The sequence below is a fragment of the Aneurinibacillus uraniidurans genome, assembly GCF_028471905.1.
GTDB lineage: Bacteria > Bacillota > Bacilli > Aneurinibacillales > Aneurinibacillaceae > Aneurinibacillus > Aneurinibacillus uraniidurans.
In genome coordinates, this window is record NZ_CP116902.1 from 3467501 (window position 1) to 3490081 (window position 22581).

Annotated in this window: 19 protein-coding genes (1 of these 19 running past the window's edge); all 19 read right to left on the minus strand. The window is 44.9% G+C overall.

The features are described from left to right. On the minus strand, window positions 1-1440 hold the 5' portion of the coding sequence (locus PO771_RS17345; RefSeq protein ID WP_272560884.1) for an NAD(P)H-hydrate dehydratase. Its footprint begins 129 nt before the window's first position; the window shows 1440 of its 1569 coding nt (coding positions 1-1440); it begins with the start codon at window positions 1438-1440; its stop codon lies beyond the left edge, outside the window. Between the two features lie 68 nt (window positions 1441-1508). Continuing rightward, complete coding sequence (gene acpS / locus PO771_RS17350; protein WP_272560885.1) at window positions 1509-1889, minus strand: holo-ACP synthase; 381 nt, start codon at window positions 1887-1889, stop codon at window positions 1509-1511. A 104-nt stretch (window positions 1890-1993) separates the two neighbouring features. Continuing rightward, window positions 1994-3454, minus strand: coding sequence for an N-acetylmuramoyl-L-alanine amidase family protein (locus PO771_RS17355; protein ID WP_272560886.1), 1461 nt, complete (start codon window positions 3452-3454; stop codon window positions 1994-1996). Between the two features lie 221 nt (window positions 3455-3675). Beyond that, the gene (locus PO771_RS17360; RefSeq protein ID WP_272560887.1) at window positions 3676-4452 is read right to left on the minus strand and encodes a flagellar motor protein MotB; all 777 of its coding nucleotides are present in this window, start codon (window positions 4450-4452) and stop codon (window positions 3676-3678) included. Further along, window positions 4427-5227 carry a motility protein A gene (locus PO771_RS17365; RefSeq protein ID WP_272560888.1) on the minus strand — a complete coding sequence of 267 codons (801 nt, stop codon included), beginning with the start codon at window positions 5225-5227 and terminating at the stop codon, window positions 4427-4429. The genes PO771_RS17360 and PO771_RS17365 overlap by 26 nt, the downstream gene beginning before the upstream one ends. Before the next feature lie 161 nt (window positions 5228-5388). Continuing rightward, window positions 5389-6063, minus strand: coding sequence for a thiaminase II (tenA, locus tag PO771_RS17370; protein ID WP_272560889.1), 675 nt, complete (start codon window positions 6061-6063; stop codon window positions 5389-5391). A gap of 13 nt (window positions 6064-6076) precedes the next feature. Next, window positions 6077-7018, minus strand: a complete 942-nt coding sequence (locus tag PO771_RS17375) for an LCP family protein (RefSeq protein WP_272560890.1) — start codon at window positions 7016-7018, stop codon at window positions 6077-6079. Between the two features lie 85 nt (window positions 7019-7103). Further along, window positions 7104-8699, minus strand: a complete 1596-nt coding sequence (locus PO771_RS17380; RefSeq protein WP_272560891.1) for a hypothetical protein — start codon at window positions 8697-8699, stop codon at window positions 7104-7106. Between the two features lie 36 nt (window positions 8700-8735). Continuing rightward, a complete protein-coding gene (locus PO771_RS17385; RefSeq protein WP_272560892.1) occupies window positions 8736-9722 on the minus strand; it encodes a lysylphosphatidylglycerol synthase transmembrane domain-containing protein in 987 nt (328 codons plus the stop codon). Next, window positions 9712-10455 carry a dolichyl-phosphate beta-glucosyltransferase gene (locus PO771_RS17390; RefSeq protein ID WP_272560893.1) on the minus strand — a complete coding sequence of 248 codons (744 nt, stop codon included), beginning with the start codon at window positions 10453-10455 and terminating at the stop codon, window positions 9712-9714. The genes PO771_RS17385 and PO771_RS17390 overlap by 11 nt, the downstream gene beginning before the upstream one ends. Before the next feature lie 170 nt (window positions 10456-10625). After that, window positions 10626-11942 (minus strand): efflux RND transporter periplasmic adaptor subunit, encoded by a 1317-nt coding sequence (locus PO771_RS17395; RefSeq protein WP_272560895.1) that lies wholly within the window; start codon window positions 11940-11942, stop codon window positions 10626-10628. A 19-nt stretch (window positions 11943-11961) separates the two neighbouring features. Next, complete coding sequence (locus tag PO771_RS17400) at window positions 11962-15033, minus strand: efflux RND transporter permease subunit (protein WP_272560897.1); 3072 nt, start codon at window positions 15031-15033, stop codon at window positions 11962-11964. A 194-nt stretch (window positions 15034-15227) separates the two neighbouring features. Beyond that, window positions 15228-15950, minus strand: a complete 723-nt coding sequence (locus tag PO771_RS17405) for a cytochrome c biogenesis CcdA family protein (RefSeq protein ID WP_272560898.1) — start codon at window positions 15948-15950, stop codon at window positions 15228-15230. Between the two features lie 16 nt (window positions 15951-15966). After that, window positions 15967-17100 carry a PP2C family protein-serine/threonine phosphatase gene (locus tag PO771_RS17410; protein ID WP_272560899.1) on the minus strand — a complete coding sequence of 378 codons (1134 nt, stop codon included), beginning with the start codon at window positions 17098-17100 and terminating at the stop codon, window positions 15967-15969. Continuing rightward, window positions 17081-17428 carry an STAS domain-containing protein gene (locus PO771_RS17415; protein WP_272560900.1) on the minus strand — a complete coding sequence of 116 codons (348 nt, stop codon included), beginning with the start codon at window positions 17426-17428 and terminating at the stop codon, window positions 17081-17083. Before PO771_RS17415 ends, PO771_RS17410 begins: the two co-directional genes overlap by 20 nt. Before the next feature lie 24 nt (window positions 17429-17452). Next, window positions 17453-17845 (minus strand): ATP-binding protein, encoded by a 393-nt coding sequence (locus PO771_RS17420; protein ID WP_272563203.1) that lies wholly within the window; start codon window positions 17843-17845, stop codon window positions 17453-17455. 19 nt (window positions 17846-17864) lie between these two features. Next, window positions 17865-19451: a methyl-accepting chemotaxis protein gene (locus PO771_RS17425; protein WP_272560901.1), complete on the minus strand. Its 1587-nt coding sequence runs from the start codon at window positions 19449-19451 to the stop codon at window positions 17865-17867. Between the two features lie 12 nt (window positions 19452-19463). Next, complete coding sequence (locus tag PO771_RS17430) at window positions 19464-22025, minus strand: chemotaxis protein CheW (RefSeq protein ID WP_272560902.1); 2562 nt, start codon at window positions 22023-22025, stop codon at window positions 19464-19466. Further along, complete coding sequence (locus tag PO771_RS17435; RefSeq protein ID WP_272560903.1) at window positions 22022-22486, minus strand: chemotaxis protein CheW; 465 nt, start codon at window positions 22484-22486, stop codon at window positions 22022-22024. Before PO771_RS17435 ends, PO771_RS17430 begins: the two co-directional genes overlap by 4 nt. Between the last annotated feature and the right edge of the window lie 95 nt (window positions 22487-22581).

Sequence of the window (22581 nt, forward strand, 5' to 3'; positions counted from 1 at the left end):
GGCTCGGCCATGCAAGTACACAGCCAATCTTATTCCAGCTTCAGTATTACGCGTCTGTGCAATGAATCCAGCAATCATCCCCGTCAAAACATCCCCACTACCGCCTTTTGAAAGCGCGGCACTACCGGTCGGATTAACCACTAATTGACCAGACGGCGATGCAAGCAGCGTATAAGCCCCTTTGAGGACGACATACACACCGTATCGCTGCGCCAGCATACGGGCATAATACGGACGATTCTTTTCGACCTCCGCTGTCGAACAGCCGCACAACCGCCCCATCTCTCCTGGATGTGGGGTAAGGACAATGTCGCTTCGCTTCTGAGCAAGAATCGACAAATCATCGGCTAACAGATTCAAAGCATCAGCATCCAGAATAAGCGGCACATTGATCGCAGCAATCACATCCGCAAGCCAGCGAACTCCTCCCGACCAAGTCCCAATTCCCGGTCCAACTGCGACCACATCAAAGGACTGCAGTCGTTCGCGTATGCTCTCTACACTGTCAGAGGCAAAGTGACCACTTTCTTCCGGTATCGCCCAAAAAACTGTTTCACTAATCTGGGCCGTTACCGCCGCGAGCGCAGATTCTGGAACCGCTAGCGTCAATAATCCACAACCAGTATGCAAGCCAGCAGATGCGGTCAGCACAGGAGCCCCTGTCATCTCTCGTGACCCGGCAAGAATAAGCGCATGACCGTATGTTCCTTTGTGCGAGAAACGAGGACGTGGCGGAAGTAGCCGTCTTATCTCTGAATCTGCCAACCAGACATCACGCGCCTGCACAGCCGATGCCGCTCGTTCTGGAATGGAGATATCAGCCAGTACACTTTCACCGCAGTAATCAGCACCTGGATAGAGAACATGCCCCCATTTCAGACAAGCAAACGCAACCGTTACATCTGCACGAATAGCTCCATTCGCAGCCTCCCCTGTATCGCTATTAATACCAGTTGGGATATCAACTGCTATCACAGGAGACTTTGACGCATTCACAGCATGCCCAATGCTAACATACGGCTCTCGCAACTCGCTGCCTTTTGTCCCGATCCCAAGCAGCGCATCTACAATAACAGCTGCCTGTCCTAACTCTGCTGCGCACGCTTCTTTATGCTCCCGCCAGTGCCCATACCGATATCCACAGTTGTCCAGTATACGTAGCTGCTGGCCAAACTCCTGACTCCGCTTAGCCTTATCTCCTACCAGCCAGAGACGTACATCACGTCCCGCATTAGCTAAATGCCGGGCAATCACAAGCCCGTCACCGCCATTATTGCCCGGTCCTGCCAGAATGACGACCATTCCTTCTGACCAGCGCCTGCTGATTTCCCGCGCAACGGCTGCCCCTGCATTTTCCATCAACACAAAGCCCGGAATGCCGATATGCTCGATGGTGAAGCGATCCATGTCACGCATTTGCTGCGTGCTCACCACGTACATGCTTTGTTCCCTCCTAACCCGCAATTTATATGTATGTCCTGCTTATACTTGATATGCAGACAAGTCATCTATATCTCCAAAATTGCCTGTGCAGCTGCGTATTCCCGACTATGCGTAAGCGAGATATGACACCGACATTCACTTGTGCCCGTAACCTCTCGCAGCACTCGTTCCGTAATATGCGCAATCGGGCGTCCACTTGCGTCCGGTATGATCTCCATATCATGAAAGGACACAACCCCACCAATTCCTGTGCCAAGCGCTTTAGAAATCGCTTCTTTTACTGCGAATCGTCCGGCAATGTATTCAGTACGGCGTCCTGGTGCTTCTGGCATCGCTTCTTGTTCTCGCACCGTTAGCACCCGCTGCACAAATGCGTGCTCCTGCCGCTCAATGATCTTCTGAATGCGCGGAAGTTCTACAATATCAATTCCTGTCCCGATAATCATGTACATCCCTCTTTTCTATATTCCCATTATACGTCATACACCTGTATAGATGAAAAAACGATAAGAAAGCCAGCTCTGCACTACACAGGGCTGGCTTTCTTAATTTAATGCGTATTCACATATTCCTTAATACCTGTATACAAACTGTCAGCAACCCCTTGCTGGAAATCCTCATCCTTCATTTTCGCCGCTTCTGAAGCATTGGTGATAAATCCGATTTCCACCAGGATGGAAGGCATTTTTGTATACTTAATCACGTAAAAATTGGCGGTGCGTACTTTACGATCAAGAGCCCCGGTGGCTTTAAGCAGATGTTTATGCACGATAGTGGCATAATCTTTGCCACTTCCTCCTGCATAATAATACGTTTCCGTTCCCGTTGCTGTAGCTGGACCGGAGTTAATATGAATCGACATGAATAGATCAGCCTGTTCCTTATTAGCTAGATTCGCCCGGTCTTGCAGGGTTGGATATGTATCTCCTTCACGCGTCATCACAAGCTCAAACTTGCTATCATTCCGAAGAAGATCAGCTAGTTTCTGCGCCATGCCAAGCGTCAAATCTTTTTCTTGCAATCCATTCCCTACTGCTCCCGAATCTTTTCCCCCGTGTCCGGCATCAAGCACAATTTTCACTTTATCTTTCGTTGCTAAAGGTACAATTGGAACCGGAGCAGGAGTAGGTTCAACCGTTCCTTGATCCGGCTCATCCTTCGGCGGTGTAACCACAGGTGGCGGTGTAGGTGTAGGTGACGGCTTAGGATTTCGCGAAATCTCTGTAATCGCAAGCTGCAGATTGTTACCACTCGGCGTCACCTTGTAGCTTGCTTTCCCATCTAGTTCCACCACCACTCGAACCTGTTCGGGTGCGAACTGACTATAGCGAACCGTTTTGACAATGGTATCAAACTGCTGCCCATTCGACACTGATCCACCTTGCAGATTAAGCTTCGCCTTCTCCAAGTCCATCACAATCCGATTCGGTGTACTCATAGTGAATGTTTTAGCCTCTACTTTTGCATCCGTCGCAATCATAAAACCTTGCGTCGTCTGCTTAATTCCCGTAATAGACGCTACTTTTGCAACTGGCTTCGGCGGTGTTACAACCGAAGTCGGCTTGTCCACTTTTTCGGATGTTGCATTTGTTAGATGCACGCTTTTTGTTTTGCTATCCCAGTCCACATTCATGCCGAGAAGTTCCCCAACTGAACGAAACGGCAAAAATGTACGATCTGAAATAATCACAGGAGCTACATCAAGCGTACGTGTTGAACCATTAACCTTTGCTTTCTTAGAATTAATGACCAGTTCAATTTTTTTGTCGTTTCCTGCAATGGTCACACGCTGGCTTTTACTGTCCCACCCTACATTCATTCCCATCGCATCTTTTACCACGTATACAGGTACAAGCGTCCGGTCATTTACCATTTGCGGGGGTACAGCGGAGCTTATTTTTTTTCCATTAATCCAAAGTTGAATATCCGGCGCTGATGCAGCCTGTACAACCGACGCCAATCCAAACAAGAGAAAAAGGAACATCCCCATCCAGCAACTCATTCGTTTCATTGTCCTACCCTCTCTCCCCTTCAAAATACAAGAAATCCGTACAACAGGCACAAAATTCGACATTATTCTTTCTACTACTACGTATATCGGAAATATTTTCTTCTATTGTACAACGGATAGACAAGGAGAATGAACCATTTTTTTCATTTCAAAAAAATAATAAGCTGCCCCCCTTAAAGGAACAGCTTATTACGAATAATTGTTATAGAATGCTGTAATTCTTATTTCAGTTCATCGCTACCCGGCTTCTGAGCATCTGCTTTAGCCGCTGCTGTACTTAAAACCATAATTTCTACCCGACGATTTTTCGCACGATTCTCCGCCGAATCATTAGGAGCAACCGGATGGAATTCACCATATCCAGCTGCAGACAAGCGCTGCGGCGAAACCTTAAACTGCTCAATACTATAACGAACAAGATTACTCGCTCGCATCGTAGATAGCTCCCAGTTAGATGGAAACTGTGGTGTATGAATCGGAACGTTATCTGTATGTCCTTCAACCCGAATCGGATTATCAACCGTACCAAGAATTGTAAATATATCCTTGATAATTCCTACTGCTTCCGGCTGTAGATCGGCTTTTCCGTTCTCAAACAAAACCGTGCCTGTAAACGTCATTTTAATTCCATTCTGGTCAACTTTAACCTTGACGTCTTTATCAATGCCTTTTGCCTTCGCATACTGCTGAACTTTTTCTTTCACGTCCTCAAACTTCTCCTGCTCAGCTGCAACCTCGTTTTTTTGCTTCGTCTTACCCGTGTTTATATTAACTGTCGGAGTCTGGGTAGAACCTGGAGCCGGCATGACTACCGATGCACCCGAACCCGTAATGGTAGAGAAAGATTCCTTTAGCGCCTGAAATTTTGAAGCATCGACTGCGCTCATAGAAAACAAAACCAAAAACACAATGAATAATAGCGTCATAAAGTCAGCATAGGAAACGAGCCAGCGCTCTAGATTAACGTGCCCCTCATGCTTCTGCTTCTTTCTGGACATTGATCTGATCACCGCCTGTAATATTACGTGCACCTTCAGACAGGAATACAAGCAGTTTCTCCCGGAGTGCTACCGGATTCATCCCTTGCTGTACGCCGATGATGCCTTCCAACGCAATCGTAAGATAAAGCACTTCATCTTTAGACTTACCTTTCAGCTTCTCGGCAAAAGGGAAGAAGAGCAAGTTAGCAAATCCTACCCCGTACAATGTGGCAAGAAATGCCGCACTGATCATCGGACCAAGTGCTTCTGGTTGGTTTAGATGCGTCATGATTACTACCATGTGCATAACGGTACCCATGATCCCAATTGTCGGACAATAGCCTCCGGCATTCTCAAAGATTTTTGCCCCACGTGCATGACGAGCTTCCATCGCTGAGATGTCGTATTCAAGCATTTCTCCAATAACAGACTGATCTACCCCATCAATGGCACTGCGGAGTCCTCGTGAAATGAACGGGTTATCAATCTGTTCAATCTCCTGCTCCAATGAAAGCAGCCCTTCACGACGTGCCTTTCCTGCTAGATCTTCCATTTGATTGACCAGACCTACGTAATCCATTTTTTGATCGTTAAAAATTTTTTTTAGTAATTTTGGAATACTTTTTGCTTCTGCCAGTGAAACCGATACTGATACCGCACCAAGAGTTGCACCGATAACGAGCACAAATGAGGACACACTCCATAGAAGGTTTAACGTTCCTCCATCATGAGTAAATCCGAAGACGACCGCAACCAGAGCTATGAGAATCCCTACAATCGAGGCTAAATCCATTTGACATCCCCTATTTCTCTACGTAATTATTGGTTAACTTTTAACCTGTCTCTTATTTATATCGGCATTTAGCACTCAAGTTCAAGAACAAATTCAAATAATTTGGTAGATATTCACCAAAAAAGCGCCAAATCGGCGCTTTTCCCTCTACTTTCTATCACTTAAATCGGCCATGCTTGCCGATGATAAGCCATTTCCCAAAACATGTACTCAAATTTAGTTGTAGTAATAAAATGTTTTTCCAGCACCTGGCGTTCTGTCGCCGATATTCCTGATGCAAGCTCATCCATAAGCGCCGCCATCTGACCCGCCATCTCATCCATTTCTTCAGACGCATACATCCGAATCCAGTCGTGGTACAGTGGCTGTGACTCTGGTAGGCCCGCTTCTGCCAGGCGCTTTCCAATATGAGCATATCCCCATATGCATGGCAGAAGGCAGGCAACAAGCTCTGCCAGCGAGCCTGTCTGCGCTACAGAAAGCATGTATTTCGTATAAGCCAGATTCATCGGAGCAGACTCTGTCTGCTCTAATTCTTCCCGGGTAATGCCGAACCGGGCCGCATATTGGCGGTGCAGTTCCATCTCAGTATGGAGGAGCCCCTCTGTCACCGTAGAGAATAGCTCCATCGTATGCAAATCACGTGCCTTAATAACGCCATAGGCATACAGCTTTGCATAATCAATTAAATACACGTAATCCTGGCACATATAGTAGCGAAATGCTGCTGTATCAAGCGTGCCATCACCAATTCCCTGCACAAACGGATGATGCAAGTAACGTTCCCAATATTCCTGTCCAGAACGCAATAAGTAATCCGTAAATTTCTCCTGCATAAAATCTCCCCTATTACTGATTTTTCGTTTGCTCTTCATTCCCCGTTTCTCCGTTTAGAAGCTCACGTAAGTACTTTTGCGTCCGCTCTTTACGTGGATCAATTACTTGTGCTCCGTTCACGCGCTTTTCACGCAAAATATTAGCTGGCGGAATCTGATCTGACTCGACCGTACTCCAGTCAATTTTATATCCAAGGTTAGCAAGACGCAGCATATCACTTGATGTCATGTTAGTTGTCACATACGGTGAGACTGCCTCTAACACGCTCGGAATACGCAGTAGACTGGTACTACTTTTCGCTTTTTCTGCCATTGCCTTCATAAAATTACGCTGGCGCTCCGTACGTGTGAAGTCTCCCATTTTATCGTGGCGAAAACGCACATACTGCAATGCCTTCCGACCATCAAGATGCTGCTGCCCTTTTTTTAGCACAATATCGTAATATCCATGGTCTTCGTACAAATAATACTCCATGTCTTTTTCTACATACATATCGATGCCACCAAGTGCATCAACGACTTTCTCAAATCCCTGAAAATCTGTCACTACATAATACTGAATAGGCATGCCTGTCAGCTCTTCTACCGTTTCAGCTGTCAGTTCAGGTCCCCCCAGCTCATATGCGCTGTTGATTCGATTTTTACGGTGCCCAGGAATGTCTACCCATGAGTCACGCAGCACAGAGAAAAGATGTGCCTTCTTCGTTGTCGGATCAATGCTAGCAATCATCATCGAGTCAGAACGTGTTGTCTCTTCCTTCTCTCGCTTATCTACGCCAAGCAGCAAGACATTGACACGCTCTGTTCCCGTCCACTCTGGTAGTGAAGTTGCAGCAGCTGGATTATGAATTTTCGAAGTAAAAGAGTAGAAGGAATACGCATAATATGCCCCTCCTCCCACTACGACAAGCACAAGCGTAAGAAATAAGATTTTTATTATTCGTATGATCTTCATTGAAACACCGCAACATCCTTTCTTTAAATAGCGAGCAAGCCATCCTATCTTATTATATCGTATTTACAAACTTTCCTATAATTGATTATTGACGTGTAAATACTTGATGAGATGTATCATACATACCGAAGTATGTACCATCTGGACGAATGAGTTCGTAGTTTCCCGTTATTTTTCTCTTAGAGTGCAAAACCGCAACACTCCCATCCTGCTCTAAGCCAAGCAGAAGTCCTGTTTCCATATTCGCAGTTGATAAAGGTACCGCTCTATTCTCTAGCACTTGCGTTACCGATGGATACTGGCGGTTGGCTCCGATCGCACGGATGGCACCATAGAGTGACCAGTCGTACGCGGTTGAACTACGTACATGATTAAGAAACGATACACTGACCGGAACAAGCTGTTCTTTAGCTCCAAATAAATACACCGAGCTTCCATACCTGAATTCCCCAGTTGGTTCAGCTGCCGCTACTATCTGCTGTACCATATGTCGGTCTGCCTCACTCACCTTCTGATAATCCGTCACTTCTCCTACATGAATCACTAGAAACACAAACACAAGCAGGCCTGTTACCGCTCCATATACAGCTCGCTTTCTCAGCAGAAGCCGGAATGCCATTTCCAATAGAAGTACAATCCCGATAAAAGAAGGAAAAACATTCCGCAGAGCAAGTCCAGTGTCATTTAGGATAAAAAACGGAGCAAGTGGAATCACAGTTAAGATTATCCCAAGTCCTGCCTGCATTGCTCGTCTTCTTCCAGATGGCTCCGTATCCCAAAGCAGGCGATACGCCAGCCAGCCGATTCCTACTGAAACAAACAAAATCGCAAGAATATAAAAATACGAATGATGCTCTCTAAGTACATGCAAACTGTTCACAAATCCCCTGGAATAAAACTCACCATGCACATCAATCATAATCGTATAAAATTGATGAAACACACCACCCACATGATTCAAGAGGCGATCAGCTGCTACCGTCTGCCCCCGCTCTTCAACGTTTCCTCCAGCTTTACATATCACATAGTATCCAGCAATTATACATACATTACTAATCGGCAGCAAAAGCCACATCCATCTCTTTTTCCAGAGTAAAATCAAACAGGATGAAGCCGCTCCTAATGCAATGATTTGCTCGTACATCCCGAACGATAGCAATTGAAACAAAAAGAACCCAATCAAATAACCTGCTTTTCTGTTTTTTTCAAGAGCTTCTATTAGAAAGACTAGCGATATAAGCATCAAAAACATGCCGACAACAAGCCTGGTCGAAGCCGATAACCAGTATGTTGCTTCACTCCCTACCGGCAGAAGACCAAATAACACTGCCGACAAAATCCCGAACGGAAGGCCAACTTTCCTAAAAATCCGATACAGCAAATAACAGCTAGCTGTATGCATAGCTGTCATAACAAACAGCGGAAACGCCAAATTTGGCCAAAATGTCCCCCATACATACAGGTCTGCAAGCGAGGCTAGCGGCCGAGTATGGTACGTTAAGTGTAAAAAAATCTCATGGTATTTATCATCATACATGCGGTATAGCCCATACTGTATCCAATCATCAATCGTAGGGTAATAATTCCAACCTGTATACCCGTACTTTAGCAGCATGGCTGTACTAAATGTAAGCCAGAAGAATGTCCAAACTGGTGATTGCTTACGGTTTCCATCTGCCATACGAAGTTCTCCCTTCATACAAAAAAGACAGGGCAATCATGCACCTGTCTTCTCCTGCTGTCTCATCGCATTTCGATACATCTCCTTGACAGAGAAGCCATCACGTACAAAATAGTACCCGCTTAGTGGAACAATAGCTACATACTGTACGAGATGCAGCAAAACAGCCAGAATTGCCACCTTAAATGTCGGAATCGCAAACAGCGACAGCGAATAGACACACGCATACTGAAATACGCCGATTCCTCCCGGTGCAGATGGGATCAGCATAATTAGATTTGTCATCACAATGACAACCAGACTGGCGGTCCATGCAGTATGTCCTTGTACGCCAACCGCCATTACTCCTGCCACTGCTGACAAATACACACAACCCCAACTGCAACCCAGATAGAATAACGTACGAATGCCGGCCAGTGGTGACTGCAACAACTTCACCTGCTCAAGTATCAAGACAAGCCTACGTAAAACACCTGGCAGGCGCATGGATGTAGTCCACACCTGGCGAAAACGCACAGCGAGTATAAGTACAATGCTCCCCACTATCATACCGACGAGCAATATATTCCGAATGAGCCGAAGCTTCTCTTGCACTTCCGCTTCAAACGGAATAAAAAACGCTGCGCTGACAGCAAGCAGTACAAGAATGCACACATCAAGCAGACGTTCCAAAACAAGATTCACACTGATGATTCCGTATTGTTTGACCGCACGGCCAGTGGTGACAACACGAACAATTTCTCCAATCCGAAAAGGCAGCAACATATTCGCACCTGTTCCCATACAGACAGATGCGAACATATGTCGAAGCGGAATAGTTGTTGCCATACCTCGACTCCACGACAGCGCTCGGAACCACTGACTTACGCCGAAAGCAAACACGGCAAGAAGGACATAGAAATAATGAACGGGATAGTGAATGATACGCGCAAAATGAAGCTGTCCAAGATTTTGATAAGCTAAAAACAAGAATACACACGTGATCCCAATCCCTGCAGCCAACTTCAGTACGTTACCCTTCATGACTGACTTCTTTCAATGCAGTGTACACACCATTCCAGTCATTCATACGCACTTGAAGTGCATCCCGAAACATTTTCCAAGAATCTTTGACGATATGAACCTTAGAATCATCCGAGTGACATAAGTTCACAGGAATCCTTTCAATCTTGTAGTCATATTTGCGAGCCAAAAACAACATCTCAAAATCAAATCCGAAGCCCTGTATGGTAAGCTGCGGGAAAATTTTCTGGACTGCAGCACGCGTAAATCCTTTGAATCCGCACTGCGTATCTGGAATCTGAAGACATAAAACAGTGTTAATAAACAGAGAAAAAACGGCAGATGCAATTTTTCGCGACAGCGGATACGGTACATCGAACTGTTCTGCATACAAATCACGCCCGCCGATCACGAGGTCTGCTTTCTCTCTATCAAACACACGCAACGCTTCCCGAATACTTTCTAATGAATACGGCAGATCAGCATCCATAAAGAATATATATTTCCCCTGAGCAAGTAACATGCCGTGTTTAAGCGCCATACCCTTGCCTCTATTCGTTATCAGTGAAACAACTTGCAAATGCGGATGACCGAATGCCTGAACAACTGTGACCGTTTGATCGGAGCTACCATCATCAACCACAATGACTTCATATTCAGTAAAATGGCGATCCATGAACGGCATGACCATCTCAAGTGTATGCGTAATCCGCTTCTCCTCATTATATGCGGGAATAATAAGTGATACTTCCACTTCGGAACACGCTCTTTTCTATAATAGAATGTCAAGAGAACTGTCTCGTCTCATGAGACATAATTATATCGAAAAAAGAGACGGCTGTACATGCCGCACATCATCATCCCTGTCAAAACAAAAGCGGGGCCAGTAACGTTTTCTGCCCCGCTTATTTCGGCTTCTTCCTGTTATTGAACAACTTTGACCGCAGCCTGATCCCGCAGCTGCGCCTGTCCTTTTATCGCAACTTTTTCCCCGGCTTTTAAGCCGTTTACAACAATAACATGATTAGAATCGCCTTCTGCCGTACTAATATCGCGTTTAACTGCACGGTTTCCTTCGATAACATACACGTACTTCTTCCCATCCTTCTCTATAATCGCTTCGGTTGGGACAAGCAAGCCAGATTTACTATCCATATTTTGAGTCAATACGTTCACTTTCATACCTGGAAGCAATCTGCCGTCCGAATTTGGAATCTGAAGCTCGACCGGAAACATTTTAGACTGCTTATCTGCCTGCTGACCTGTGTATGTAACAGATGCTTTTACGTTTGTTTTCAGAGCCGGAATCTCTACATCAAGCGGCATCCCCAGTTTGAACTTTGGAATCGCTGATTCGGATACATTAATTTTAACGATCACAGGGTTTACACTAATAATGCTTGCCATCTCCTGCTGTATCCCCACCACTTCCCCTTCTTCAAACGCTAGCGTCGCCAGCACTCCGCTAGCCGGGGCGGTAATAACGGTATCACGAAGCGCTGTTCTGGCTTTTTCCAATCCTACCTGCGCCTGCTGAACAGCTGCCTTCGATGTTTTATTCAGGCTAACCTGCGCTTGATTTAGTGCAGCGGATGCCGTTGTAATGGCTCCTTTGCTCTGCACATCTCCCTGAGCAGACTGATTCAGGGTGCTTTTCGCCTGTAGAAGCTGTGCTTCTGCTGTATCAAGCTGCGAAGGAGAGGCTGCCCCTGCCGCCACCAGACTGCGCAGACGATCATAGTTCTGCTGAGCAATCTCTACATTTTGTTTGGCGATCTCAGATGAGGTCTGTCCGGCTTCTTTAATCTTATAAGCTGTTTTCGCTTGGTCCAGCGATGCCTTTGCACTATCTACTGACACCTGTGCCTGGGCAAGACCTGCCTGAGCCGTACGTACCGCCGCCTCTGCTTGCTTTACGCCGAGAAGATAATCCGTTTGATCAAGTTTCGCAATGATCTGTCCCTTCTCTACATACTGCCCTTTTTTTACCGGTACAGATACAACCGTACCTGATAGCTTCGATGTAATGCTTACGGTTGTTTTCGGAGAAATCTCACCAAGTAATTTATCCCCCGGCATAACACTTCCTTGTTTAACGTCAGCGACACTTACTGTTACAACCTTTGCATTTTGCGCAGCACCGCCTGTTGTTACACTTGCTTCTTTAGATTGCCCACACCCAGTTATGGCTGACATCGCCAGCACACAGGCGATTCCTATATAAATCGCTTTTCGTTTCATGCCTGCGCTCCCCTCTTTTCTATACACTCTGCTCCACATCCTGATCCGGTATATGTCCTTCTCCACTCTTATTCTTTCGTAGGAATTTTGCTCGGAGACGATCCAGAGCTTCATAGCCGACAGGCACGACAACCAGTGTAAGTAAGGTCGACGTGGTAAGACCTCCGATTACAACGATTGCCAGTCCAGGAGACATCAATGAGCCTTTGACTTCACCCAAGCCAAGCGGGAGTAGTGCTACAATTGTAGCCAGCGCTGTCATCAAAATCGGACGCAAACGCGTAACCCCTGCTTCCAGCAGTGCCTCGCGAATCGGCATTCCCGCTTCCCGCTGCTGCTGTACACGGTCTACGTATACAATGGCGTTCGTAACCACAACTCCAATCAGCATCAAAAATCCGATCAAGGCGGTTAAGTCAAGAGTTGAGCGTGTTACAAACAACCCCACAAGTCCCCCAATTGCCGCCAGCGGAAGAGATAGTAGAATGGAAAGCGGAGCCATCGCATTGCCAAATGCGATCACCATTACGATATAGACCATGACAACAGCCGCACCAAGCGCATAAAACATCTCGGTGAAGCTCTTCTGCATATCTTCACTTACGCCTCCAGATGAAATCGAAACACCTGCTGGAAGCGAAAGCTTTCTAAGTGCCTCATTCTCTGCGGAACTAACGCCTTCTTTATTCGCCGATGCAATATCAGCTGTAATTGAGATGTATTCTTTTTTGTCACGACGCATAATCTCAGCCGGTGCATCCTCCTTTTTTACATCTGCAATATCCGAGAGGAACACTTGCTGCCCAGCTGGTGTGCGTAACTGAATACCCTTAATTTTTTCTACGGAGTTGCTATCTTCTTCTTTTAGGCCCAGCATAAAGTCGTACTCTTCTTCATCAATTTTAATTTTGCCAATTTTATTGCCGCCGACCAGACTATTGATATCTCCGCTAATCTGAGATGGAGATAACCCCCACTCAGCCGCTTTGTCTCGATCTACCCGGACAATAACTTCTGATTTTTTATCCGAAAGATTGTCATTTATATTGAACAACTCCGGGTTTTGTTTCATATGTTCTTTAACCTGTTCAGCTGCTTCCTGCAACGCTTCTTTGCTCGGTCCATTCAGCACAACTTCATAAGCTTCATTGGCTCCATTGCTAATCTTATTGATCGCAAATTTTGTTTCGGCTGGAATTAGCGGATCTGTTTCTTGACGAAAAGCTTTTACCACAGCATTTGCATCCGCACTGTCTTTAAGCATAATGAACATGGCCGACTTATTGGCTTGATCGTTACTTCCGATTACCGTTTCGATGTAATCGACCCCCGGATGCTTCTGCATCACCGCCTGTAACTTATCTGTCATAGAGGCGGTTGCTTCAAGTGTTGTCCCCTTCGGCATCGTCAACTGTGTCTGAATAATACCAAGCTTAGAGTCGCCAAACATGCTAACATTCAGTAATGAAACCAATCCAAAGCTGCCTACAAATAACACAAGAGCAATCGCCACCGTCAGCAACTTATGGCCAAGTGACCAGGTAAGTAAATTCACGTATAGATTCGTAAGACGTCCCGGTTTATGTTCTTTCACTTTTGTAGAACGAAGCAGCAACAGCTTGGTCATAAGCGGAACGACCGTTACCGCTACAAGCAAGGAAGCAAGTAAAGAACAAACAACCGTGATAGCAAACGGTCGAAAAACCTCGCCTACAATCCCACTTACGAATGCGATCGGGGCAAAAACGGCAATCGTCGTAATCGTAGAAGATGTGATGGCATTCGTCACTTCTTTGGCAGCTAGACGAATAAGCGTTATATTTCGCACCTGGTTCATTTGCAGATGACGGAAAATGTTTTCGATTACAACAATACTGTCATCCACAACCCGTCCGACCGCAATGGCCATACCGAACAGTGTCATCATATTAAGTGTCAAGCCCAGCCAATTCATAAAAATCAAGCTGACTAGAATAGACAACGGTATGGAAACAAGTACAATAACGGTTGATTTTATATTACGAAGGAAAATCAGAATCATGATCGACGCCATTACAGCACCCATGATCCCTTCATTCATCATGCCCGAGATAGAGTTTTTGATGTTAACGGAGGAGTCATATACGGTTTTGATCTGAAGGTCTGGATAGCGCTTTCGCATCTCTTCAAGTTTTTGTGTTACGAGTTTGCCCGTTTCTACGGTATTACCTTCCCGTGATTTATACACACGTAGACTAATCCCCGGCTTGCCATCCAAATAACTGATGTGCTCTTGCTTCACTTCAAATTCAACATCAGCAATGTCCCCGATTTTGACATAGGAAAAACCGCCATTCATACCCGCAGGCAGAAACAACTTGGTATTGCGAATCTGTTCTATGTTGGTAAACTTCGTCAATACGCGGACGGCATTGTCTTCGCCATTAATTTTAACCGTTCCCGCCGGAATCCCGACATGGTTGGATAAGACAAGTTGTTTGAATTGAGAAGCAGAAAAACCATATTGGTTGAGCGCAGCAAGTTTTGGATAGATGCGAACCTTGCGAATTCGATCGCCCACTACTGATACGCTATCTACCCCGGTAATTCCCTCAAGCTCCGGCTTAATTGTATCAGTAATAAGTGAATCGAGTGATTCAGGTGAAGCGCTCTCATTTTTAGGAGCAATTGAGATGTAATAGATCGGTTCTGAGCTAAACCCTTCTGTGCTAATCTGCGGACGCTCTGCATCGACTGGAAGCTTGACTCCAGATACTTTGCGTTCTACCTCATCGCGTGCTTTATCGACATCGACACCGGAATTCAGCATGATGACAAGTACAGAAGCATTGTCGCGTGATATCGTATTGAGGTACTTGATGCCTTCAATTTTATCTACCGCTTTTTCAAGCGGCTTCGTCACATCGTCTAGCACATCTTCTGGAGATGCATTCGGGTAAATAGTCTCCACTACAACAACCGGAAACGAAATATCCGGCATATTCTCAACCTTGAGAGATAAAGCAGATACAATTCCACCCAGCGTAATTAAAGCAACAATGATAATGACGGCTGCTGAGTTCTTTAATGAAAATCGTGTAAGAAATTCCAATCGTTTGCCCCCCTCCTTTTTGGACTATCTAAGTAGACCTTTTTTTCATTTTTATCATATACGAGAATAATTTTCCATTAAATTATTACGAATGAAACTGTTAAATAGTTGCAGTGATTTGTAAAAAAATGCACAAAAAAGAGCGGGTTAACCGCTCTTCTCTCTTTTACTATCACATGATACAGTACATACTCTCAACTGCCTATAAACAATCCTAGAGACGTGAGCCATGCACTAATCTGCTGCAATTGTCCAGTATAGATCAGAATACCCATTCCAATCAAAATCAAGCCACTTACATTTTTAACAACAGGCATCCAGCGATTCAGGCGACGAATCGCATTTACCGAATAAAGCATGCCAAATGAAATCAACAGAAACGGAATACCAAGTCCGAGCGAATATACGGTCAGCAAAAAAATTCCGGTGTTAACGGTAGCTGTATTCCCAGCCAACAGAAGAATCGAGGATAATGCCCAACCAACACATGGCGTCCATCCAGCTGCAAATGCCATGCCGAGGAGCAAAGAAGAAAACCAGTATCCGTTCTGAATACGCGACATGTCAAACCGCTTCTCGCGCACCAGCCAGTTCATCTGCAACCAACCAATCGTCTGAAAGCCAAAAATCACAATCATAATTCCACTCAATTGCATAAACAATGTACGATGTATCTGTAGGAACTGCCCCACATAGCTTGCGGCTGCACCAAGCATAACAAACACGATCGAGAATCCGACAATAAACGCCAGCGAGCGAAATAACAGCACACGCCGTTCAATAACGAGCCGATCATGCTCAATCATCCCGCCTGTTAAATGCGTCACATATGCTGGAATTAGCGGAAACACACACGGAGAAAAAAACGAAATTAATCCAGCCAACCAGGCAAACGAAACCGATACAGGCTGTTCCATTCCCTCACCTCATGCTTTACGCGGAAAATACTTGTATGGAAACCAGCGAAATATCATCTTCTAATTCTATCTGCGCTACCTGCTCATGCAGCAAGCTCTCAACAAACAACTGGTTATCCAAGAAATAATGCCGCTTTATTCGTTCATCCAAATCGGCCAGCGACTCCGACAAAAAGGTACCAGGCTTCTCAACAAGTCCATCCGTGAATAGAACGATTTTCATCGATGACGTGTAAGAGAACACCCCTTCTTCTACTTGCAAGTCCGGCACCATGCCAATCGGTACACATCCTTGATCGAGGATATACACGTCTCCCTCATCATTGATGACACGTCCAGGCGTGTGCCCTGCGTTCGCATACCAGACCATTTGCTGCTTCGTATCAATCAGCAAATAAATCGCCGTGAAATAAAATCCACTATACAAACCCTCTGGCTCTTTTTCCTTAAACAAACGAAACATTTGATCGTTCAGTTCCTGCATTACGAGCGTAGGCGTTTGCAGCCGAACAATCATCCCGCGAAGCAGTGATCGAATAGACGAACTTACGAGCGAAGCGGAAACCCCATGTCCAGCTACATCAATAATAATAACACCATAGCGATGCTGATCAATTCGATACCAGCAGTACATATCTCCACCAAGGTCTTCAGATGGACGATAGATCCCATTTATCCGAATCTGCTCATTCTCGATCGGTTCACTCAACATGACACGCTGTACCTGGCGTGCCAACCAGATTTCTTTTTTTAGTTTTTCTTCCGCCCGACGAGACTCTGTAATATCAAGTAATACTGCTACATAGTTCAACACGTTTCCATCTGCATCTGACATGGCTGTAACCGTAATATACTGTAAATATGTTCTGCCATGTTTATCACGATTCCAGATCTCTCCTCGCCAGCATCCCTTGTGAGTGATCGACTCCCACATATTTCGATAAAACAATGAATCATGACGTCCCGAACTTAGCATGCGTGGATTCTTGCCAATCACTTCATGTGATTCATATCCTGTGATCCGCGTAAAGGCGGGATTCACCATGATAATATTCATATCTCGATCTGTAATAATTAACCCTTCAATTAAGTCATTTACTACACGAACCGCTATTCTCTCTAGTACTGAATCAAGATTGGAGTTGTCCATGTGAAAAATAGGTGAACGCCTCCTCACGCTGTTTAAACAAACGAATAAACTTATGGAACTTTACGATCTTGAAGATCTCTGCCACGGTTTCACCAATTCCTGCGACCACTATTTCTTTTCCCTGACGGCGTGCGCCAACAACCGCCTCCGAAATAATGCCGAGCGATAAACTATTCAAATACTGAACACCGTGTAAATCCAAAATGAGTTGTTTTTGCTCCTGCTCTTTCAACTCCCAAACCGCCTGCTTGAATGCGTCTACTGTATCAACCCGTACATCTTGTTGCCAGTGTAAAATTGCCACGTCACCAGCTTGTATCACCATCATCTAACACTCCTTCCCCCAATTATGTCAGTGTTCTCCTTTGCGTTTCTCCATCACAACGGACAAGCTGCTCTGCGTAAAGTTCAACCGCACTTCATCCATAATACTCAAAATTAACTGTATACCTCGTCCACGTGGCTGGTCGTTCGTTTCTTGGCGTAACGTAATGGAGAAACAATCGCCCGGCTCTGTTACTTCCATCACCAGACGGTCAGGGAAAACCCGCCAATATATATGGAAGTTTCCCTGACCATTCTCGGTCATGTATTCATACGCATTCGTGCATGCCTCTTCTGCTGCAAGGCAAAGCAGAAGACTTTCTTTGTCGGTAAAACCAGTAGAACGCGCTACTTCGCCTGTAATATCAAGCACTTGGCAAATATCTAGCTTATCTCTAATTGTGTACTGCCTAACATCCATCTGGTTCACAAAAACACCCTTATACCTTAAACTTGGCCACTAACTGGCTCAATGTTTCCGACATACGCGCAAGCTCGTTAGCTGTAGCTGCCGTTTGCTGCGTACCAGCCGATGTCTCTTCTGTGACGGCCGCCATGTTTTCAACCGATTTGAGCACCTCAGCTGCCTGAGCTGCCTGTTGTTCACTCGCTGCGGCAATTTCCGTTACACGATTCGCAGACTGACGAATGACGTTTACAATCTCTTCAAATGATTCACCTGCTTGCGCAGCTTTTTCATTCCCACTCTTTACAGAATCTACTGAATCAGCGGTGTTCTTTTGAATCGATTCAATCAGATCAGCAATCTCTTTCGTTGCCTTTCCACTGCGCTCGGCAAGCTTACGTACTTCATCCGCTACAACCGCAAATCCTTTGCCTGCTTCGCCAGCACGTGCCGCTTCAATCGCCGCATTAAGTGCTAATAAGTTTGTTTGTTCTGCAATCTCGTCAATGACTTCAATAATTTCACCAATCGCATCTGATTTACCAGATAAATCTTCAATTTTTTGCGCAATGACACGCATCGCTTCAATTGTACCATGGATAATTTGTCCACCCGTATTTGCGACCGTAACAGCTGACTCCGAATTAAGCGCAGCTTGTTCAGCGTTTTGCGCAACCTGTTGGACAGCCTCTGTAAATTGATTCATCATCTCATGCATCGTTTCCGTCGACTGTACTTGTTGCTGGGTACCACTCGCAATCTCCTGAGTGCTAGCTGAGATTTGTTCCGAACTTGCTGCCAAATTCATCGCGCTCGTATTAATTTCTTTAACGACCTGATTCACACCTTCTACCATTTTGTTGAACGAATCCGATAAAAGTCCCGTTTCATCTTTCGCTTGATTCGTGCTCCGTACGGTCAAATCACCTTGTTCAGCTCGGGACATCAAGCCAAGCATTTCTCTGATCGGTGCCACTACCATGCGAGAAATGAGTAAACCAAACGCAATCGCAGCAATGACTGCAAAAATCGTTATGCCAATAATCATAGCGTTGGCCGCACTTTTATCACTTTTCATTTGTTGAATTGAATCATTTGCCAATTTGTCATTATAGGCAGCTAAGTCCGTAAGTAATGCATTCACTTTATCCAGAGGCGGCAGCGCATACGTTTTAAATGCGTTGTATGCCCCGGCTTTGTCTCCTTTACTCAACGCCGCAAATGTTTTCTCACGTTCCGAACGATACGCAGCAAGTGAATCTTTAAATTCTGCCAAGCGTTCTTTTTCATATGGTGTTAAAACTAATGCTTCATAGTTCTTAACATCATCATTCAGTTTTTGAACCCGGTCCGTAAATTCAGTCTCTAGTTTTTGAGACTGAACTGGATCATTCGTCAGAATACGAGCATACACAATCGCTTCGTTTGCACGAGAATGTGCTCGTATATCATTTACTAAACGAACTGGAATGAGTCGTTCATAATAAAGAGCTTCTCCGCTTTTCTCCAATTGGTTCGTATAGTAGTATCCAACACAGCCCACGCCAGACAAAAAGATTGCTGCTAGCATAACAAGCATCAATACTTTGTTTGCTACTTTCATATTTTGCAACCAAGCCATTATATTCGCTCCTTATGATGTGTAATGTAGTACATCGATGTCATTTAATTCCTCAATATTTAGTACCAGATCAAGATGTAATAAAATCACCAGCCGCTCATCAAAGCGGGAAATTCCCTCAATAAATTTACTTTGGATGTTTCCAGACTCAGGCGCTGGCTCAATACTATCTTCTTCTATTTTCAACACTTCCGTTACCCGATCGACTAGCATCCCAACTAAGCGTTCCTGTAATTCCACTACCACAATACGCGACTTCTTTGTGACCTCACCCTGCGACATACCAAAGCGCTCGCGCATATCAATAACCGGAATCAACTGTCCGCGCAAGTTGATAATACCGAGTACGGAAAACGGCGGCGACATAACTGCTGTAATTTCCGGTACTGTGATAATATCTTTGACACACTGTACATCAAGCCCATATTCTTCACCGGCTAACTCGAATGTAACCAGCTGTCGCTCACAAGATTTTACCTGCTGTTCAGCATCCTCTTGTACCGCAACTCCCTTACTTCCTTCCTCGCGGACAATCGATCCAACATCAAGAATAAGGGCGACGTTTCCATCTCCCATAATCGTTGCACCTGCGATGTAAGATGGGACGTGTATATATTTACCGAGCGACTTGATGACCACTTCCTGATCTCCTAATGTCTGATCGACAATTAAACCTACACGTTTATCCGCAATCCCCACAACAACAACGATTAAACGTTTTTTATTCTCTTCTACAGAGGAATGAATTTGGAGACGATCACGCAAGCGTACAAGCGGTAAAATCCGGCCACGAATCACACCAACTTCCCGATTTTTAATCGTTTTGACTTCATTCAGCGGCAGGCGCACGATTTCCAATACATTGACTAGCGGTAGCGCGAATGTCTGATCAGCCAGCTTTACCAGCAGTGAGCGAATAATGGCCAGCGTCAGTGGCAACTTAATGCTAAAAACAGTCCCGGAACCAACCGTTGTATCAATGTCGATAATGCCGTTTAACTTCTCAATATTAGAGCGTACGATGTCCATTCCCACACCACGCCCGGAAATATCCGACACTTTTTGGGCGGTTGATACCCCTGACCCAAAAATCAGGAATGTTTTTTCTTTATCGGTCATCTTAGCAGCCGCTTCTTCTGTCAGTAGTCCTTTTCGAATCGCCGATGCTGTAACTTTCTCAACATCAATCCCTCGTCCATCATCCTCAATCGTAATCACAATGTGGTTTTCCTCATGAGCGGCTTTTAACACAACCCGGCCTTTTCTAGGCTTGCCCACTTGCTCCCGCTCTTCCGGTGTTTCCACCCCGTGATCGATTGCGTTACGCAGTAAATGAATAATCGGATCTCCGATTTCTTCAATCAATGTACGATCCAGTTCTGTCTCTTTTCCTTCCATGATGAAGTCAAGATCTTTCCCCGCTTTTTGTCCTAGGTCACGCACCATACGCGGAAACCGATTAAACAATTGCTCAATCGGCAGCATCCGTGTCTTCATAATCCCTTCCTGAAGCTCACCGATCACGCGCCCGAGATGATTGCTAACTTCACCAAGCACTACCATATCGTCAATGCCATCAAATCGGTTATTGAGTCGTTGCTGAACATCGACCAGTCTCGTCTGGTCAATGACAAGTTCACCGACTAGGTTCATCAAATATTCCAGACGTTCAACATCGACGCGCACCGTCGGGTTAACCTTGACCTTTTGCTCTGCTTTTGGCTGAGCGGCGGCTTCTTGCTTTAAGGGAACCTGAACAACTTGTATTTTTTTCCCTTCACAAAAATGCTCGAGATTCTCTGAGGTAATCACCGTTAAATCTACTGTTTTAATTTCAGAAATATGATTAATGATCTGGATGATTTCCTGCTTCGTCTGTTTCGTTGCGAGTACATAAATAAACTCTCCGGAAAACGTATCCTCATTTTCCATCTCTTCAGCAGAAGGAAAGGAGGCAATGACTTCTCCTGTCTCTTTTAAGTTATTGAAAATCAGCACGGCACGTACATATTTCATAATGCAGGTGTCAACCAGACGAATATAAATCGCCATTACCTGGTATCCATCCTGAAGCACCTTTGTAATAACCTCTCGCTGATATACATCAAACTGAATGACAGGGGCTTCCGGCTGATCCGACTGCTTTTGGGAACTAGAAGGTGCATTGACTGGTTCACTTGCATCTGCACCGCTGCGGATTTTTTCGAGGCGATCAATCAGTGGCTGTGGGTTTGTTTCTGCTAGTGTTCCATTAATAATGGCTTCTTTCATTACTTTTAAGTAATCAATTGCTTCAAAAATGACGTTAATGATTTCCGTATTAACGGCAAGCTGACGATTGCGGATAAGATCAAACACATTTTCCACTTTATGTGTCAGCTCTTTCATATTGTCGAATCCCATTGCGGCAGAGGAGCCTTTTAACGTATGAGCCGCACGGAAAATTCGCTGAATGGTTTCTACGTTTTCGCCATCTTGTTCCAGATTCAAAATTTCTTCATCCAGAATCTGCAACTGTTCATCCACTTCATCAAGAAACACACCCATATACGCTGCCATATCCATGTCGCTCATTCTTTTCCCTCCTCACCTTCTGAAATGTGTTCAAGTAAGATTCGTTTTAAATTCAAAATCCCAACAAGTCCATTTTCTGTACTGGCAAATCCCTCAAAACACTCTTGTTCTACATAATTAAACATATCTGGTGCTGGATCGATATTTTCATCACGTACAAGTGTTACCATTCGGACCTCGTCTACAATAAGACCAACTTGCTCTCCTTCGAAATGAACAATAACGATACGTGTTTTTTTAGTAAATGGAGCGATCGGCATGGCAAAACGCTTTCGCAAATGAACGACCGGAAGAATTTTGCCACGTAGATTGATGACACCTGCAATATGAAAATTTATTTCTGGAATTTCTGTAATGGTTTGCATCCTGATGATTTCAATAACTTGATCAATATGTAAGGCATACACTTGTTCTGCTATCGAAAACACAACATACTGTCCACTTTCATTCGTTTCCTCCATCCTACTTCCCTCCTCTCTTCCCCCCTATTACTAACCATAAAATATATATATGGAAAATACTATATTTAAGTAGGATAATTCTTCTACAAGTACTA